This is a genomic window from Caulobacter sp. GW821-FHT09H08 (assembly GCF_059415885.1).
Window position 1 is genome coordinate 41,308 of sequence record NZ_JBWKOC010000001.1, and the last position, 17,631, is coordinate 58,938.

General features: G+C 68.4%; 16 protein-coding genes. 9 read left to right on the top strand and 7 right to left on the bottom strand.

The window, feature by feature from the left end; translation table 11 throughout:
* The first annotated feature begins 91 nt into the window (after positions 1–91).
* The 3 genes from AC07NN_RS00235 to AC07NN_RS00245 all read left to right on the top strand — a co-directional run bounded on the left by AC07NN_RS00235 (position 92) and on the right by AC07NN_RS00245 (position 1,348).
* Entirely contained in the window at positions 92–574 is a 483-nt protein-coding gene (locus AC07NN_RS00235; protein ID WP_494637058.1) for a GFA family protein, read from the top strand.
* A 184-nt stretch (positions 575–758) separates the two neighbouring features.
* A complete protein-coding gene (locus tag AC07NN_RS00240) occupies positions 759–1,049 on the top strand; it encodes a DUF7684 family protein (protein WP_494637060.1) in 291 nt (96 codons plus the stop codon).
* Between the two features lie 80 nt (positions 1,050–1,129).
* Positions 1,130–1,348, top strand: coding sequence for a hypothetical protein (locus AC07NN_RS00245; RefSeq protein ID WP_494637061.1), 219 nt, complete (start codon positions 1,130–1,132; stop codon positions 1,346–1,348).
* Between the two features lie 280 nt (positions 1,349–1,628).
* On the opposite strand, the gene AC07NN_RS00250 is transcribed toward AC07NN_RS00245, so the two are convergent.
* Both AC07NN_RS00250 and AC07NN_RS00255 read right to left on the bottom strand, forming a co-directional pair.
* A complete protein-coding gene (locus tag AC07NN_RS00250) occupies positions 1,629–2,033 on the bottom strand; it encodes an SWIM zinc finger family protein (protein WP_494637063.1) in 405 nt (134 codons plus the stop codon).
* The gene (locus tag AC07NN_RS00255) at positions 2,030–2,443 is read right to left on the bottom strand and encodes a metallopeptidase family protein (RefSeq protein ID WP_494637065.1); all 414 of its coding nucleotides are present in this window, start codon (positions 2,441–2,443) and stop codon (positions 2,030–2,032) included. The genes AC07NN_RS00250 and AC07NN_RS00255 overlap by 4 nt, the downstream gene beginning before the upstream one ends.
* A gap of 135 nt (positions 2,444–2,578) precedes the next feature.
* Here AC07NN_RS00255 and divL point away from each other — a divergent pair, with 135 nt between their 5' ends.
* Together divL and AC07NN_RS00265 are read left to right on the top strand one after the other, a co-directional pair.
* On the top strand, positions 2,579–4,891 hold the full coding sequence (divL, locus tag AC07NN_RS00260; RefSeq protein WP_494637067.1) for a cell cycle protein kinase DivL: 2,313 nt from the start codon (positions 2,579–2,581) through the stop codon (positions 4,889–4,891).
* 5 nt (positions 4,892–4,896) lie between these two features.
* Complete coding sequence (locus tag AC07NN_RS00265) at positions 4,897–5,925, top strand: DUF1176 domain-containing protein (protein ID WP_494637068.1); 1,029 nt, start codon at positions 4,897–4,899, stop codon at positions 5,923–5,925.
* On the opposite strand, the gene AC07NN_RS00270 is transcribed toward AC07NN_RS00265, so the two are convergent.
* Positions 5,922–6,728, bottom strand: a complete 807-nt coding sequence (locus tag AC07NN_RS00270) for a hypothetical protein (RefSeq protein ID WP_494637069.1) — start codon at positions 6,726–6,728, stop codon at positions 5,922–5,924. The two genes, AC07NN_RS00265 and AC07NN_RS00270, sit on opposite strands and share 4 nt — an antisense overlap.
* Before the next feature lie 197 nt (positions 6,729–6,925).
* Here AC07NN_RS00270 and ahcY point away from each other — a divergent pair, with 197 nt between their 5' ends.
* The 3 genes from ahcY to AC07NN_RS00285 all read left to right on the top strand — a co-directional run bounded on the left by ahcY (position 6,926) and on the right by AC07NN_RS00285 (position 10,463).
* Complete coding sequence (ahcY, locus tag AC07NN_RS00275; RefSeq protein ID WP_494637071.1) at positions 6,926–8,317, top strand: adenosylhomocysteinase; 1,392 nt, start codon at positions 6,926–6,928, stop codon at positions 8,315–8,317.
* A gap of 153 nt (positions 8,318–8,470) precedes the next feature.
* A complete protein-coding gene (locus AC07NN_RS00280; RefSeq protein WP_494638147.1) occupies positions 8,471–9,319 on the top strand; it encodes a pyridoxal kinase in 849 nt (282 codons plus the stop codon).
* A gap of 16 nt (positions 9,320–9,335) precedes the next feature.
* Entirely contained in the window at positions 9,336–10,463 is a 1,128-nt protein-coding gene (locus AC07NN_RS00285) for a serine hydrolase domain-containing protein (protein WP_494637072.1), read from the top strand.
* Here AC07NN_RS00285 and rarD read toward each other — a convergent pair.
* The 4 genes from rarD to AC07NN_RS00305 all read right to left on the bottom strand — a co-directional run bounded on the left by rarD (position 10,460) and on the right by AC07NN_RS00305 (position 14,558).
* On the bottom strand, positions 10,460–11,362 hold the full coding sequence (rarD, locus tag AC07NN_RS00290) for an EamA family transporter RarD (RefSeq protein ID WP_494637074.1): 903 nt from the start codon (positions 11,360–11,362) through the stop codon (positions 10,460–10,462). The genes AC07NN_RS00285 and rarD overlap by 4 nt on opposite strands.
* Positions 11,363–11,504: 142 nt before the next feature.
* Positions 11,505–12,533, bottom strand: a complete 1,029-nt coding sequence (locus AC07NN_RS00295) for an aspartate-semialdehyde dehydrogenase (RefSeq protein WP_494637075.1) — start codon at positions 12,531–12,533, stop codon at positions 11,505–11,507.
* Positions 12,534–12,634: 101 nt separating this feature from the next.
* Positions 12,635–13,150: a hypothetical protein gene (locus AC07NN_RS00300; protein WP_494637077.1), complete on the bottom strand. Its 516-nt coding sequence runs from the start codon at positions 13,148–13,150 to the stop codon at positions 12,635–12,637.
* A gap of 67 nt (positions 13,151–13,217) precedes the next feature.
* Positions 13,218–14,558, bottom strand: coding sequence for a TonB family protein (locus tag AC07NN_RS00305; RefSeq protein WP_494637078.1), 1,341 nt, complete (start codon positions 14,556–14,558; stop codon positions 13,218–13,220).
* A gap of 125 nt (positions 14,559–14,683) precedes the next feature.
* On the opposite strand from AC07NN_RS00305, the gene polA reads away from it, so the two are divergent.
* Positions 14,684–17,593, top strand: a complete 2,910-nt coding sequence (gene polA / locus AC07NN_RS00310; protein ID WP_494637079.1) for a DNA polymerase I — start codon at positions 14,684–14,686, stop codon at positions 17,591–17,593.
* Positions 17,594–17,631: the final 38 nt, after the last annotated feature.

Genomic DNA, 17,631 nt, shown 5'->3' on the forward strand with positions numbered 1-17,631 from the left:
GATGACGGGGCGAGGCGGTCAAGCGCGGGCTCCTGACAGGAACCGGGGCGATGAGGTTTATTCGGAATCGACCAGCCGCGCCGGAGACCCCATGGCCAAGACCTTGAAGCCGCCCGCCGAAGAGGCCGAAGGCGCCTGCGCCTGCGGGGCCGTGCGGATCGCGATCGGCGTGCCGGCGCGGTGGGCGTTCCACGATCATTCCGAAGCCAGCCGCCGCGCCCAGGGCTGCGCCTATGTCACCTACGTCGGCAGCTATCGCAGCCGGTTCCGGGTCGTGGAGGGCGAGACGGCCGTCACCCGCTACGAGCACGAGGGGACGACGCGGGGGTTCTGCGGGCGCTGCGGCACGCCGCTGTTCATGGAGCGCAAGCGGGCGCCGACCATGATCAACCTGCCGCGAGCCTTGTTCGCGGGGCGCACGGGGCGCGAGGCGCGTTACCACACCTCGCTCGATGAGGCGCCGGACTGGGCCTATGGCGGTGGCAAGCTCGTTCCGCTGAAGGGCTATCCGGGGGTGATGTGGGAGCGGCCGAAGCCGAAGGCCAGGCGCAAGGCGATCGACGACTTCCTGTGAGGATGCCGGAATCTCTCTCTCTCTCTCTCTCTCATGGAGAGAGGGCGGGCCCCGCCGCGTAGCGGTGGGAGGGTGAGAGGTTACGCTGTTGGCCAGTAACCCGAATTCTCACTCGCGAAAGCGGGCATTGGCGGCGGGAAATGGTGGATTGTGGGCAGATGAAAGCCAGGACTAGGCTGAACCTATGTCCCTAGCACCCAAGATCATTCTGCATTCGCCGCTGTCAGATGAGGCGTTGCTGGACGACTTCGTGGAGCGATGCCTTCGTGACGGCGTGTCGCTCGTGGCTGTCGTCGGGCCGGGCTGCCAAAGGATCGAAGACATGATCGACGAAATTGTCGTCGGCGATGGTTCCGATCCTGAGCGCTTCCTGACCACGACCTCTCATCCGGATGAGCCGCTCGACGATGTCGTGAACATGGCCGAGGTGTGGGAAATGGAACTTGGCGGCGCAATCGCCCAAGTGCGGCTGTAGCTGAGGTCCGCAACGGGAGGGAAGCGGGCATTGAACCGGCCGCCGCATTTGGACACCCTGGGCGCCACCCGGAGGCTGGTATGGCTGATGAGCTGATCAAGACCCTGACCAACGAAGCGGGCGATGAACGGGTCCTCGTCGTGCGTAGAAATAACGGCGCCTGCACCTATCGGCGACAATGGAAAGATGGCGGCGGCTGGGGTGCGCCAGGGCCCGATGCCGGTCTGTACGATTCCGTCGAAGCTGCCGAGAACGAAGCTCGCGCACGGGTATCCTGGCTGGCGACGTTGTTTCACTAGTTAGGTCGGAGGAAGGTCGTTAGCCGACCGTGGTCGGTGCGATCCTTAGATCTCTTGGAGGCTGCAGCGTGCAGGGCGGCTCAGGTCAGTCAAGGACCGCCTCCGGCGGCCGCGTCGTCCTTGAGTGACCTGAGCCGCCCTGCGATCGTCTCGCCGTGAGATGTAAGGAGGGCTCCTTCCCCGGGCGGGAAGCTGCTTTCACGGGTCCGGCTGTAACCTCTCACCCTCCCACCGCTGCGCGGCGGACCCCGCCCTCTCTCTATGAGAGAGGGATTCTGGCTTACCGCCCTTCCAGCGCCGCCAGCACGGCCGGCTGAACCCGGGCCAGTTCGGCCAGGCGTTCGATCAGGGCGTCCTTGGTGTCCAGGGCCAGGCCGTCGCGCAGCTTCGCCATGCGTTCGCGGACCTTGGCGAGGTCTGCCGCGTTCGCCGCCGTCACTACAGCCGCCTGGTGCTTGCAGGCGCCGAACTTCTCGAAGCCGGGGCAGGTGCAAACGCCTTCGCCGGCCGGAGCCCACAGCTGCACGACATAGAGGTCGCCGACGCTGCCGGTGACATGGGCCGTGACCTTCTCGTCCTCGATCGAGACGAGGTCGACAGCGCCCGCCTCGGCCATGGCCGCGCCGGTGTCGAACCAGCGCTCGTCCATGCGCTCGCGCCAGGCTTCAGTGTCGAAGAAGCTCATTCCTCGTCCTCGATGCGGTGGATGTCGTCGTCCGACAGGCCGAAATGGTGGCCAATCTCGTGGACCAGCACGTGGGCGATCAGGTCGCCCAGGGTCACGTCCCCGCGCTCGGCCCACTCGTCCAGGATCGGGCGGCGGTACAGGAAGACCCGCGACGGCTCGGTTCCGTAGTCCAGCACCGAGCGACGGCCGAGGTCCACGCCCTGGTAGAGGCCGGTCAGCTCGAAGGGGTCCTCGATGCCGAGGCTGTCCAGGACCTCCTCGGACGGGAAGTCGTCGACGCGGATCACGACGTCGCCCGACAGCTTGCGGAAGTCGTCGGGCAGGGCGTCGAAAGCCTGCTTGGCCAGCGCGGCGAAGTCGTCCAGCGATGGGGGCAGCGACGGGGCTGAGCGGTCGGACCAGGTCATGGGCTTCCAAATAGAGCGATTGGGAGCGGGCGCCATAGCCAACATCCGATCTTCCCGGCCTTCATCGCGTTCTGGTCACGGCCGGACTAATCTGAAATTCTGATTCGAAGACCCGCTGGGGTAGCGACGCGCCTGATGACTTCGTACGACCTGATCCTCGCGGCGGCGGCTGGCGCGGTTTGTCTGGCCATTTGCGTCACCTTGTGGTCGCTGGGCCAGCGCCGGAGCTTTGAAGCCCGCATCGCCGCGCTGAAGTCGCGCTTGATCCAGCAGGACGGCGTGTCCCTGGACGCGCCTGCCTGGGTCGACGCGTTCGACACCGCAGTGGTCGCCGTCGAGGGCGGCCGCGCCAGCCTGGTGGCCGGTGGCGAGAGCCTGGCCGCCTGCGCCAAGGCCCTGGGCGTCGCGACCGAGGTCGAGGCGGTGGTCGCCGCGCTCGGCGCCACCGATCCGGACCTGGCCCAGAAGCTCGCGGCCCTGATCGAGCAGGGCGAGCCCTGCGTATTCGAGGCGCGCGGCGCCAACGGTTCCGTCTCCGTCGAAGGCCGCGCCGCCGGCGCCCTGGCCTGGCTGCGTCTGGCGGCGGTGAGCGGCGATGATTCCGGTCTGCCCTCGGCCGGCCGTTTCGCCACCTTCGTCGATGGCGTCGTCGAGCCCTGCTGGATCGTGGGCGCCGACGCCCAGCCGGTTTGGGGCAACGAGGCTTTCATCCGCGCCGTGGGCGCGACCTCGAGCTCGGCCGCAGCCCTGGCCGGCAAGAGTTTCGACCGCAGCGCCGACACGCTGGTCGCCGAGGCCATCGAGAAGGGCGAGCGCCGCGAAGCCCTGCGCTGGATCAATCTGGAGGGCCGCCGCCGCGCGTTCCGCCTGTCGGCCCAGCCGCTGGAAGGCGGCGGGGTGGGCGTGTTCTGCGCGGACGTCACCGAGATCGAAGACGTCCGCGACGCCTTCAAGAAGCACGTCGAGGCCCACGACGAGACCCTGAACCACATCGCCGAGGCCGTGGCGATCTTCAGCCAGACGCGGCGCCTGTCGTACCACAACACCGCCTTCGCCGAGCTGTGGGGCCTGGAGCCGGCCTGGCTGGCCGAGCGTCCGACCCATGGCGAGGTGCTGGACCGCCTGCGCCAGCGCCGCCGCCTGCCCGAGAGCATCGACTATTCGGGCTGGAAGGCCGCCGAACTGGCCCGCTACGAGGACCTGGGTCCGCAGGCTGACGATCTGTGGCACCTGCCCGACGGTCGGACGCTGAAGGTGGTGCGCCAGCCCCACCCGCTGGGCGGCATGCTGCTGATCTATTCCGACATCACCGGCGAACTGCGGCTGAAGGCCCAGTACAACGCCCTGATCCAGGTGCAGCAGGCCACGCTGGACAAGCTGAACGACGCCGTCGCGGTGTTCGGTTCGGACGGGCGCCTGCGCCTGCACAACGAGGCCTTCGAGACCTTCTGGAACGTCACCCCGCACGCCCTGGAGGCGGCCGGCGACTTCGAGGGCGTGGTCGAGCTGTGCGTGCCGCGCCTGCACGACCTGGCCTTCTGGCGCGAGCTGAAGGGACGGGTGGCTGATCCCGATCCGCAGATGCGCGCCCCGACCTCGGGCGAGGTGCGGACCTCGGACGACCGCATCGTCGTCTACCAGAGCCGGCCGCTGCCGGACGGCGCGACCCTGATCGCCTTCGCCGACGTCACCGACACCCGCGACCTGCAGAACGCGCTCTCCGACCGTTCCGCCGCCCTGGCCGAGGCCGAGCGGCTGAAGCGCGATTTCGTCGGCAATGTCAGCTACGAGCTGCGCACGCCGCTGACGACGATCATCGGTTATTCCGAGCTGCTGGAGCGCGCCGACGGCATTTCCGAGCGCGGCCGCAATCATGTCGCCGCCGTCCGCGCCGCCGCCACCCAGCTGGCCCGCTCGATCGACGACGTGCTGGACATGGCCCAGATCGACGCCGGTGAGATGGCGCTGGAAATCGAGGACATCCGGGTCTCGGACCTGATGCTCAACGCCCAGGAGCGCGCCCTGAAGGACGCCCAGCTGGGCGCGGTCACCCTGGCGGTCGAGTGCGAGGAGGAGGTCGGCCTGATCCGCGGCGACGCCAAGCGCTTGGCCCAGACCCTGGACCACCTGGTAGAGAACGCCCTGCGCCAGACCCCGCCTGGCGGCCGCGTCACGCTGCAGGCCCGCCGGGCGCTGGGCGAGGTGCGCCTGGACGTCTCCGACACCGGCCGGGGCGTACCGTTCCACGTCCAGGCCCACATCTTCGACCGGTTCGTTGGCCGCGATCGTGGAGGTCCGGGCCTGGGCCTGGCCCTGGTCAAGGCGCTGGTCGAGCTGCACGGCGGCTGGGTGGCGCTGGAGAGCGAGCCGGGCGCCGGTTCGACCTTCACCTGCCACCTGCCCGAGACGCAGCAGCCGGGGGCCATGCAGCCCGAGCTGGGCTTCTAGCCGCCATGCGGTACGGGGCGGTCCTGCTGGGCCTCGCGGGGCTGCTGGCCTGCGCCCAACCCGCTGCCGCCTCGGACGCCGACCAGGAATTCAAGGACTGGTGGGCGGCCTGCGACAACGTCCGGGTCTGCACCGCCTACGGGTTCCCGCCCGACCTCGTCGACGGCGCGATCCTGCGGGTGCGGCGCGAGGCGGAAGGTCCCGCCGCACCGGTGCTGGACGTCAGTATCGCCGCCGAGGAGAGCAAGGGCGTGGCCGGGCCGTTGGCCCTGTTTGTCGACGGCAAGCTCGTCACCCGCACCGCTTCGCCCGAGGGGCCTGACGACGACTATCGCAGCTGGGCCGTGCCCGACGCTTCGGTTCCGGCGCTGCTGGCCGCGATGACGCGGGGCGAGACGGTCGAGCTCAAGGCCGGCGCGCGGGTCGTCGCCACGGTCTCGCTGTCCGGCGTCTCGGCGGCCCTGCGCTGGATGGACGACCGCCAGAAGCGCGTCGGCGGGGTCACCGCTCTTATCGCCAAGGGGCCGGCGCCAGCCTCCGCCGTTCCCGCGCCGCCAGCCTTGCCGTTGGTCCGCGCCGCCAAGCCGGTCGCGCAGAACGGCCTTACCGACACGCCGCCGGCGAGCGTGCGGCTGGCCGTGAAGTCGCTGGATTGCGAGGCCGAGCCGCCGGAGGGGCCCAGTTCCAACCGCCTGGCGCCGGGTGTGGTGCTGTGGGTGATCCCGTGCTGGGTCGGGGCCTATCAGATCAGCTCGGCCCTGGTGCTGACGGACGAGAAGGGCGGCCACGCGCGCCTCGCCGACCTGGGCGGTCCTGGCGCGCCGGACGAGCGAGGCATGGCCACCAACGCCAGCTACGACACCGACCATCAGAAGCTCTACGCCTACGCCAAGGGGCGCGGCATCGCCGACTGCGGCGTCAGCCACACCTATGCCTGGACCGGCAAGGGCTTCGTCCTGGCCGAGCGCAGCGAGCTGTCGGCCTGTCGCGGCCTGCCCGAACAGTTCTGGGTCGAGACCTACCGTTCGCGCTAGTCGGCGGTCGCCGGCGCGCGGGGCCAGGAAGCCAGGACCTCGTTGCCGCGCAGGACGGTGACCTTGTCGATCCGCGCCGTGACGAAGCACTGCTTGGCGCGGACGCCCAACAGCAGCGAACCGGTCAGCGACGTCGATTGCAGCCCGCCGTTGAAGCCGCCGCAGAACATCGCTGGTTTCTGGCCGAGATCCGTGGTCTCGCCCTCGAGCACCAGGGTCATCTGGCTGACATAGCGATGCAGCTCCCGTACCGGCAGCTGTTCGACCTTGTAGATGCTCAGCGGCCTGAAGCCCTGCGGAAGGCCCGAGGCGCCCTTTTCCGCATAGGGGGCAGCGAGCGCGAAGCTGTAGACCGTGCTGGCCTTGCCGAATTCCTTGGTCACGCCGCGACCATTGTCCTGGCCCCCAGGGCGGGTGTCCCGACCACGCGTGTTGTTGGGCACGGTGAAGTCCTGCTGGTAGGTCACCTCGCGGGAGTCGAACACGAAGCTCTGCAACGCCGGCAGCTTCTCCAGCCCCTGGGCGCTGAACTGGTCGTAGTTGGCGGGCGTGATCTCGCCGGGGCCGATGATCAGGTCCAGCTGGTTGTGTTTGTAGTCGTAGACCCAGCGCGCGGGGCTTTGGAACGTCGGCATGTTGCGCTTGCGGCCGTCGACGAACGGGATGGTGATCTTGAACGCGCGGCCCACCGGCGCGGCGGCGGGGGCTTGCTTGGCCTCCTGCATCGCCGCCTTCAGCGTGACGGCGTCCAGGGGCGCGTCGCTGGCGGCGAGCGCGGCCGCGAAAGCAAGACTACCCAGCATGGTAAGCCCTCCATGGATCGCGTTAAAGGAAGCGCCCGCGCCCCTTGCCTGTCAAGCGCTCCAGCCCCGCCGCAGCTGGGATTTCGCCATCGCATAAAGATATCTTTATGCGTTAATTGCTCGGAAGGGCTCGCGGTTGTATAAGCCCGCCCCAAGAGACCTTATTCTCACGACATCACCGACCGCAGGAGCCGACCGTGGCCGACTACATCGTCAAGGACATCTCGCTCGCCGATTACGGCCGCAAGGAAATCGCCATCGCCGAGACGGAAATGCCGGGCCTGATGGCCACGCGCGCCGAGTACGGCCCGGCCCAGGTCCTGAAGGGCGCCCGCATCGCCGGCAGCCTGCACATGACCATCCAGACCGCCGTGCTGATCGAGACGCTGACGGCCCTGGGCGCCGAAGTCCGCTGGGCCTCGTGCAACATCTTCTCGACCCAGGACCACGCCGCGGCCGCCATCGCTGCCGCCGACATCCCGGTCTTCGCCTTCAAGGGCGAGAACCTGGTCGAGTACTGGGAATACGCCCACAAGATCTTCGAGTGGCACGACGGCGGCTACCCGAACCTGATCCTCGATGACGGCGGCGACGCCACCCTGCTCTGCGTGCTCGGTCCGAAGGCCGAGAAGGATCCCTCGATCCTGAACAACCCGCAGAACGAAGAAGAAGAAGCCCTCTACGCCGTGATGAAGAAGTACCTGGCCGAGAAGCCGGGCTTCTATTCGGCCATTCGCGCGGCCATCGGCGGCGTGTCGGAAGAGACCACCACGGGCGTGCACCGCCTGTACCAGATGGCCGCCAAGGGCGACCTGCCGTTCCCGGCCATCAACGTCAACGACAGCGTCACCAAGAGCAAGTTCGACAACCTGTACGGCTGCCGTGAATCGCTGGTCGACGCGATCCGTCGCGGCACCGACGTCATGCTGTCGGGCAAGGTCGCGGTGGTCTGCGGCTACGGCGACGTGGGCAAGGGCTCGGCCGCTTCGCTGCGCCAAGGCGGCGCCCGCGTGATCGTCACCGAAGTCGACCCGATCTGCGCCCTGCAGGCGGCGATGGAAGGCTATGAGGTCCAGACCCTGAACGACGTCGCCGACAAGGCCGACATCTTCGTGACGGCGACGGGCAATAAGGATGTCATCACCGTCGAAGACATGCGGAAGATGAAAAACAACGCCATCGTCTGCAACATCGGCCACTTCGACAGCGAAATTCAGATCGCCGGCCTGCGCAACTTCAAGTGGGACGAGATCAAGCCGCAGGTCCACCACGTGGAATTCCCGGACGGCAAGAAGCTGATCGTGCTGTCGGAAGGCCGCCTGGTGAACCTGGGCAACGCCACGGGCCACCCCTCGTTCGTGATGTCGGCCTCGTTCACCAACCAGACGCTGGCCCAGATCGAACTTTGGACCAACAAGGCCAAGTACGAGAACAACGTCTACACCCTGCCCAAGCACCTGGACGAGAAGGTCGCCTTCCTGCACCTGGAAAAGCTGGGCGCGAAGCTGACGACCCTGCGCAAGGACCAGGCCGACTATATCGGCGTGCCGGAAGCCGGTCCGTTCAAGCCGGACCACTACCGCTACTAAGCGCTTCGGGATTGTCGATACTCGGAAAGGCCCGCCGGCGACGGCGGGCCTTTTTCGTGGGCGCCGGGTGACGCTGCGTCGCTTCGTCGACAATCCACAGCTTGCACGATCGCGCCCTATTCAAGTCCGCATTGCTCGGCTAATCGCTTGGGTATGCCGCTTGCCTTGATCCTTTCCAGCCATGTCGCCGGCAGCCAGGTGGGCGGGACGGCCCAGGCCGCCGCCCTGGCGCAGTTCAAGATCGACACGATGGTCGTGCCGACCGTGCTGTACGGCCGCCATCCCGGCTGGGGCATTCCCGGCGGCGCGCCGGTGCCGATCGAGGTGTTCGAGGGCATGCTGGACGGCATCGAGGCCAACGGCCTGTTCGGCCTCGTCGACCTGGTGATCACCGGCTATTTCGCCAACGCCGCCCAGGCCCGGGCCACCGCGCGGGTCATCGACGCCGTGCGCGAGGCGCCCCGCCAGGGCGCGGCCACCCGCAAGCCGGTGGTGGTGGTCGACCCGACCATGGGCGACGCCGGCAAGGGGCTCTACATTCCGGCCGAGACGGCCGACGAGATCATCGCCGACCTGATCCCGCGCGCCGACGTCGTGGCCTGCAACGCCTGGGAGCTGCAGAAGCTGACCGGCCAGGACGCCCGCGACCCGCTGTCGGCCATGCGCGCCGCCCGCCTGCTGGGCAAGACGACCCTGGTCTCGTCGGTGCATCGCGGGGCCGAGATCGGCGCTGTGCTTGCAGACAAGAAGGAAGCCTGGCTGGCCGCCCACGCCAAGGCCGAGCGCTCGCCCAACGGCACCGGCGACCTGCTGACGGCGCTGTACGCCGCCTCGATCCTGGAAGGGCAGACCTTCTCGTACGGCCTGGCCCGCGCGGTCGGCGGCGTGGCCGAGACGGTCACCTCGGCCAACATCTACAACGCCCCGGAACTGCCGATCGTGGCCATGGGCGCGCGCATCAAGCAGACCTCGCCCACCGTGCGCATCGAGCGCCTCGCCTAGCGGGATTGGCTGAGACATGACCGTCGAGATCACCGGCTTCTGCCCCGACCGCTTCGCCCGCGTCCGCGACGTCTTCGAAGCGAACTTCGACAGCAACGGCGAGCTGGGCGCGCGCTTCGCCTTCGCCATCGACGGCGAGATCGTCCTCGACCTGATGGGCGGCTTCGCCGACCGCAAGCGCGAGGTCCCGTTCGGTCCCGACACCCTGACGGCGCTGTTCTCGACCACCAAGGCCGTGGCGGCCCTGCTGATCGCGCGCCTCGTGGACGAGGGACGCTTGGCCTACGACCAGCCCGTCGCCGACGTCTGGCCGGAGTTCGCGCAGGCCGGCAAGCAGGACGTCACCGTCGAGCAGGCCCTGTCGCACCAGGCCGGCCTGTCGGGCTTCCCGGACGAGACCGATCCGGCCCTGTGGTTCGACTGGGACGCCACCTGCGCCAAGCTGGCGGCCATGGCCCCGCTGTTCCCGATCGGCTCGGCCAGCGGCTACCACCCGGTGACCTACGGCTACATCGCCGGCGAAATCTTCCGTCGCGTCGATGGCCGGACCATGGGAACGGCGCTGCGCGAGGACATCGCCGGACCGCTGGGCCTGGACCTCTGGATCGGCCTGCCCGACAGCGAGCACGGCCGCGTCGCCGACCTGATGCGCCCGACCGCCATGCCGCAGTTCGGCGAGTTGAACGCTGCGGTGCAGGCGGCCTTCATGAAGCCCTGGTCCTCGCCGGGCGGACGCAGCGCGGCCGAGTGGCGGCGAGTCGAGATCCCTTCGGCCAATGGTCACGCCACCGCGCCGGCTCTCGCGCGCCTGATGGGCGCCCTGGCCAGCGGCGGGAGCCTGGACGGGCGCTCGATCCTGACCCCGGCCGGCATCAAGGCCGCCAGCGCCGAGCGCATCCGGGGCCGCGACCTCGTCCTGCCCTACGAGATCAGCTGGGGCGCGGGCTTCATGCGCAACGCGCCCAACCTGTACTACGGCCCCACCGCCGAAGCATTCGGTCACTCGGGCTGGGGCGGCTCGTGCGCCTTCGCCGATCCGACGCGCGGGGTCTCGGGGTCGTACGTGATGAACAAGCAGGGCAACGCGCTGATCGGCGATCCGCGCGCCGTGCGCCTGATCGAGACGGCGTACGCGAGCCTCTAGGCTGGCGCCAGCACCCGCGTCTTCTTCCAGGCCCCGTAGGCGAAGGTCGCCACGCCCAGCCAGATGAACAGGAACGACAGCGCCCGCAGCGGCGTGAAGGCCTCGCCGAACGCCACCCCCAGCAGGAACTGGATAGTCGGGGCGATGAACTGCAGGAAGCCGACGGCGCTGAGCGGCAGGCGGCGGGCCGACCAGGCGAACAGGGCCAGCGGCACGACGGTGGCCGGACCAGCCAGGGCCAGCAGGGCGCTGACGCCCGCGCCGCCGCCGAAGTGGCCTTGGCCGCTCGACTGCAGGAACCACACGTAGGCCAGGCCCGGCAGAGCCAGGTAAGCGCACTCGATGAAGAGCCCCGTCTGGGCGTCGGCCTTCACCTGCTTTCGTAGGATGGCGTAGACGCAGAACGTGAAGGCCAGGCCCAGCGAGACGATCGGCAGGTGGCCGAGCGCCAGGGTCTGGATGGCCACGCCGACGGCGGCCAGGCCGATGGCGATCTTGCCCTCGGTCGACATGCGCTCGCGGAACAGCAGGGCGCCGGCGGCCATGTTCATCAGCGGGTTGATGTAATAGCCGAGACTGGCTTCGATCACGTGGCCGGCGTTCACCGCGAAGACGTAGATCGTCCAGTTGCTGAAGATCGCCAGGGTCGACAGGGCCAGCACGCCGAGGGTCTTTGGTTGGCGCAGGACCGCAGCGACCTGGCCGCCTTGCTTGGCCAGCAGCACCAGGCCCCCGGCCCACAGCACCGACCACAGCGAGCGGTGGGCGATCATCTCCCAGGAAGTGACGCCGAGGTTCGACAGCAGGTGGAAATAGAGGGGCAGGAAGCCCCACAGCAGGTAGCAGCCGATACCGGCGGCATAGGCCGAGCGGCCTTCAGCTTGTGTACTCGGTGGCATGAACCAAACCCCTCCGGGAGCTTCTCGCAAATAGGAAGCCCGCCGCCCGCCCGCATCTTGCGGAGGCTTGGGAAATTCTGGCTCCGGGGCCAGGAAATCCGTCGTCCTCCGCCTGCTGGCCGAGGACGACGGTTAGATCGTCTTAGGCCGGGGTCTTCTGCTTGATCAGGCCCTTGTCGTGCAGGAGCTGGGCGATCTGCACGGCGTTCAGCGCCGCGCCCTTGCGCAGGTTGTCGGCCACGCACCAGAGCGCGATGCCGTTCTCGACCGTCGGGTCGGTGCGGATGCGCGAGACATAGACCGGGAACTCGCCGGCGCTTTCCTTCGGCGTCATGTAGCCGCCGTCCTCGCGCTTATCGATGACTTCCACGCCGTCGGCGTCGCGCAGGATCTCGCGGACGTCGTCCTCGTCCAGCGGGGTCTCGAACTCGATGTTCACCGACTCGGCGTGGCCTACCATGACCGGCACGCGCACGGCGGTGGCGGTCAGCTTGATCGACGGATCCAAGATCTTCTTGGTCTCCGCCATCATCTTCCACTCTTCCTTCGTGTAGCCGTCTTCCATGAACACATCGATGTGCGGGATGACGTTGAAGGCGATCTGCTTGGTGAACTTCTTGGGCGGCGGGGCGCCCAGGACGAACACGCCCTTGGTCTGCTCCCACAGCTCGTCCATGCCTTCCTTGCCCGCGCCGGAAACCGACTGGTAGGTCGAGACGACCACCCGCTTGATCTTGGCTTCGGCGTGCAGCGGGGCCAGCACCACGACCAGCTGCGCGGTCGAGCAGTTGGGGTTGGCGATGATGTTCTTGGGCAGCTTGTCGACGGCGTTCGGGTTCACTTCCGGCACGACCAGCGGCACGTCCGGGTCCATCCGGAAGTGGCTGCTGTTGTCGATGACGATCGGGCCGGCGGCGCCGATCTTCTCGCCCCAGGCGGCCGAGATCGACCCGCCGGCGCTCATCAGCACGATGTCGACGGTCGAGAAGTCGAACTGCTCCAGGTCCTCGCAGCGCAGGATCTGCGCGCCGAACGAGACTTCCACGCCGATGGACTTGCGGCTGGCGATGGCGTGCATCTTGTCGACCGGGAATTTGACTTCCTCGAGGATGTTGAACATCTCGCGGCCCACATTGCCCGTGGCGCCGACCACGGCGACCCGGTAACCCATCGCGCTCTCCTGAATGCTGTCTTGCCCGCGTCCCGCGCGGAGCGTGGTTCCCGTACGCCTCATGCCCCCCGCGTGCAAGGCAAGGAAAGCTGGCGGGGCGATCAGCCGGGCTTGCGAGGGCGGTAGGTGAAGTCGAAGCTGGCGGTCCAGGTCTTACCGCCGTCGCTCGAAGCCTGGCCGAACTGGCGCACCGCGCCGCCGGCTTCGGGGGTGAAGGTCATGCGGGTCAGCTTGCCCTCGCCGGGCGCCGAACCGGGCGCGTCGCCGGTCAGGATCATGGCCGCGCCGGACAGGCCGCCCGTGAACTCGACCCGCTCGCCGCCGGAGCCGACCCAGGTCTGCCGCCAGCCCTTCTCGCGCGGCACGTAGCTGTTCAGGCTGCCGCCGCCGGTTCCCTTCAGCGGCATCCAGTTCTCGCGGATGCCGCAGCCGCCGTAGAGGTTCTCGATCCTGGAGTGGGCTACCAGCACGTCCTTGCCGGTCGGATAGACGTCCCAGTCGCCGACCCAGAAATCGAACTGCCGGCGCTCGGGCTCTTGGCACGGCCTGGCGGAGGGCGTCTGGGCGTGGTCGGCGCCGGCTAACAGCAGGGCGGACACGAGGATCAGCGGCTTCATGGGCTCCCTCCGGAAGCCGTCAGTCTAGACCCGTCGGGTCGCCTGGCGAGTGAATAATCGGTCAGGTCTAGGGCTGGCCGCTCGGCTTGGCCGGCGCCAGGTCGTCCTCCAGGGTGAACTGGATCGGGATGGTGATGACCAGGCCGTCGACCGTGTCGCCCTCCGTGGTCCAGGGGTTCATGCGCATGACCTTGACCGCCGCGACCGCCGCCGCGCCGAAGTCGAGGCCGGCGGGACTTTCGCGCGCGGCCTTGCAGTCGGTGAGCTCGCCCGTGGCGGTGACGGTGCAGGTCGCCGAGGCGTTTCCCGACTTGACCCCGGCCTTCACCGCCGCCTCGGGATAGACGTTGGCCATGCCCTCGGCCGACAGGGTGCGGATCCAGCGCGGTTTGGTCAGCTTGCGCGCGTCGGGCGCGGCCGGGTCGCGGAAGCGGAACGGCAGGTCGACCTTGTAGTCCTTGACGGTCTTGGCCTCGGCCGGATCGACATTGACCTGGAACAGCTTGGAAAGGTCCTGGGCGGCGCGACCGAAGCCCTTGCCGCGCGGGTTCTCGTTGATCACGTCGCAGCTGCGCAACTGGCCGGTCTTCATCAGCACGCAACGCAGAGCGGCCTGGCCGGACGACAGGCCGGCCGCGCCCTTGGGCCAGGCGGCGGCGAGTTCGGCCTGGGTGGGGACGCGGCTCCACGGCGGATCCAGCACGATGGGCGTGGTGTTCAGCGGCGCGGAACCGCGCGGCTCCTCCCAGACGATGGGGATGGTGACGTCGCCGCCCGGCACGGCCTTGCCGCCGCGGATCTTGGGCGACATGCGAAACTGCGGGGCCAGCTGCAGGCCGGCGCGGCCGAAGTCCATGCCCTCCGGCGATTCATGGACGACCTTGCAGCCGTCGAGGAACCCCTCCGCCGTCACCTTGCACTTGATGGTGGCGCGACCGCCCTCGCGTTTCTCCAGCGCCGTCTTCGGGAACACATTGGCGATCTCGCGCCCGTCGGGCTTGCGGATCCAGTCCGGATTGGCGTCGCCGGGGGCCAGGAACTCGAAGCCCGTGCGGACGGGGCGGCCCTCGACCGAGTCGCCCTGGGCGTCCTTGGTCGCGATCCGCTCGTAGCCGACCACCGACAGCGCCGCCTCGCCGAAGCCCTGGCCGACAGGGTCCTCGCGCAGCACCTTGCAGTCGTTGAGGCGTCCGTCCTTGCCGGCGACGCATCCCAGCAGGGCCTTGCCGGTGACGGTCGCGCCCTTCGGAAAGGCGGCCTTCATCTTGGAATCGGGAACCCGGCCGACGAAGTTCGGCCGCCAGCCGCTGGGCGGTGGCTCGTCGTCGATCTGGGCGAGGGCGTTGGTGGAGAAGCCAGCCGTGAGCAGGGCCAGCAGGAGGGCCAAGGAAGCGGTACGCGACAGCACGGGAAACCCCAGGAACCGGCCAGCGCACGACCCTTCGTCGCTCGACCTTAAGTCGAGTTTAGGCCATCCTTTTGCGGCTCGCCAGAGGGTTCCCGACGCACGTCCGGCCCCCTATGTTGCCCGCCATGACCGACGTCGCCGCGCCTCCGCTTCCGAACGCTTCCGAACTGACCCAGGACGGCCCGACCGTCCGGCTCTTCCTCGTGGACGGCTCGGCCTATCTGTTCCGCGCCTATCACGCGCTGCCGCCGCTGACCCGCAAGAGCGACGGCCTGCCGGTGGGCGCCGTCCAGGGCTTCTGCAACATGCTGTGGAAGCTGCTGCGCGACATGCAGGGCGACACGCCCACGCACCTTGCGGTGATCTGGGATCACTCCGAGAAGACGTTCCGCAACCAGCTCTACGACAAGTACAAGGCCCACCGTCCGCCGCCGCCCGAGGACCTGATCCCGCAGTTCCCGCTGGTGCGCGAGGCGACCCTGGCCTTCGGCGTGCCGGCCATCGAGCTGCCGGGCTACGAGGCCGACGACCTGATCGCCGCCTATGCCTGCAAGGCCCGCGACGTCGGCGGCGAGGCGATCATCGTCTCGTCCGACAAGGACCTGATGCAGCTGGTCGGCGACGGCGTCTCGATGTTCGACCCCATGAAGGGCCTGCGCATCGAGCGCGAGCAGGTGTTCGAGAAGTTCGGCGTCTATCCCGACAAGGTCGTCGACGTTCAGGCCCTGTGCGGCGACAGCGTCGACAACGTTCCGGGCGCCCCCGGCATCGGTATCAAGACCGCCGCCCAGCTAATCACCGAGTATGGCGATCTCGACACGTTGCTGGCCCGGGCCGGCGAGATCAAGCAGCCCAAGCGTCGCGAGACGCTGATCGAGTTCGCCGACCAGATCCGCCTGTCGCGGGCCCTGGTGAAGCTGGATTGCGACACCCCGCTGCCCCAGCCGCTGGACGAACTGAAGGTGCGCGAGCCGGACAAGGAGGTCCTGGCGGCGTTCCTGGAGCAGATGGAGTTCCGCACCCTGGCCCGCCGGGTTGGCGACGGCTCGGCGGCCATGGCGCCCGGCACGCTGGGCGGTCCGGCCGGTGAGCGCGCGCCGCCTCCGCCGAAGGCTCCCGTCACAAGCGTCTCCTACATGGGCGCGGCCGCCCGCGCCGCCGCCAATCCGGTGGCGGAGCCGGTCAGCATCGACCACGCGGCCTATACGTGCGTCCGCGACCTCGACACCCTGAGGGCCTGGGTCGCCAAGGCCACGGCCAAGGGTGTGGTGGCCTTCGATACCGAGACCGACGCCCTGGGCTCGGCCACCGCCGGCCTGTGCGGCGTCTCCCTGGCCGTGGCGGCCGGCGAGGCCTGCTACATCCCGGTCGGTCACTGCGAGAAGGCCGACGGCCTGGCCTTCGAAGCGCCCGCCGATATCGAGATGATCCCGTTGGCCGACGTGATCGCGACCCTCAAGCCGCTGCTGGAAGATCCGGCGGTGCTGAAGGTGGCGCAGAACGCCAAGTACGACATCGCCGTGCTCTCGCGGCACGGTATCCAGGTCGCGCCGATCGAGGACACCATGCTGATCAGCTACGTGCTGGAGGCGGGTCTGCACGGTCACGGCATGGACGAGCTGTCGGAGCTGTGGCTGGGCCACAAGCCGATCCCGTTCAAGCAGGTCTGCGGCACGGGCAAGAGCCAGATCAGCTTCAAGCACGTGGCCCTGCCTGAGGCGACGGCCTATGCCGCCGAGGACGCCGACGTCACCCTGCGGCTCTACAATGTGCTCAAACCCCGCCTGGCGCGCGAGGGGCTGTCGACGGTCTACGAGACCCTGGAGCGTCCGCTGCCGGCCGTGCTGGCCATGATGGAGAACAACGGCGTCCGCGTGGACCCAGAAGCCCTGCGCCTGCTCTCCAACGAGTTCTCACTGCGCATGGCCAAGTTCGAGGAGCGCGCCCAGGAGCTGGTCGGTCGCCCGTTCAACCTGGGCAGCCCCAAGCAGATCGGCGACGTGCTGTTCGGCGAGATGAACATGAAGGGCGGCAAGAAGACCGCCACCGGCCAGTGGTCGACCGACAGCGACGTGCTGGAGAGCCTGGCCCTGGAGCACGAGCTGCCGCGCGTCCTGCTGGACTGGCGTCAGCTGTCCAAGCTGAAGGGCACCTATACCGAGAACCTGATCGCGGCGATCTACGAAGGCACGGGCCGGGTCCACACCTCCTATGCCCTGGCCGCGACGACGACGGGGCGTCTGTCCTCGTCCGATCCGAACCTGCAGAACATCCCGGTCCGCACCGAGGAAGGCCGCAAGATCCGCAAGGCCTTCATCGCCGCCCCGGGCAATGTGCTGATCAGCGCCGACTACAGCCAGATCGAGCTGCGCCTGCTGGCCCACATCGGCGACATCCCGCAGCTGAAGCGCGCCTTCCAGGAGGGCCTGGACATCCACGCCATGACGGCCTCGGAGATGTTCGACACGCCGATCGAGGGCATGGACCCGATGATCCGCCGCCGGGCTAAGGCCATCAATTTCGGCATCGTCTACGGCATCTCGGCCTTCGGTCTGGCCAACCAGCTGGGCATCGGCCAGGGCGAGGCCGGGGCCTATATCAAGACCTATTTCGAGCGCTTCCCCGGCATCCAGGCCTATATGGACAAGACCAAGGCCTTCGTGCGCGAGCACGGCTATGTCACCACCATCTTCGGCCGGAAGATTAACATCCCCGACATCGAGGCCAAGTCGGCCGCGCATCGGCAGTTCGCCGAGCGCGCGGCGATCAACGCCCCGATCCAGGGCGCGGCGGCGGACGTTATGCGCCGGGCCATGATCCGCATGCCCGCCGCCCTGACGGCCGCCGGGCTCGGGGCCAAGATGCTGCTGCAGGTGCACGACGAACTGGTCTTCGAAGTCCCGGCGGCCGAGGCCGATCGGACCTGCGAAGTGGTTCGCAGCGTCATGGAAAAGGCCGCCGATCCGGCTGTGGCCCTGTCGGTGCCGCTCACGGTCGAGGCCCGCGCGGCGCTCAACTGGGATGAGGCCCACTGACCAAAAAAGTGGCGGGATAGTTGGATCTGCGACATCCC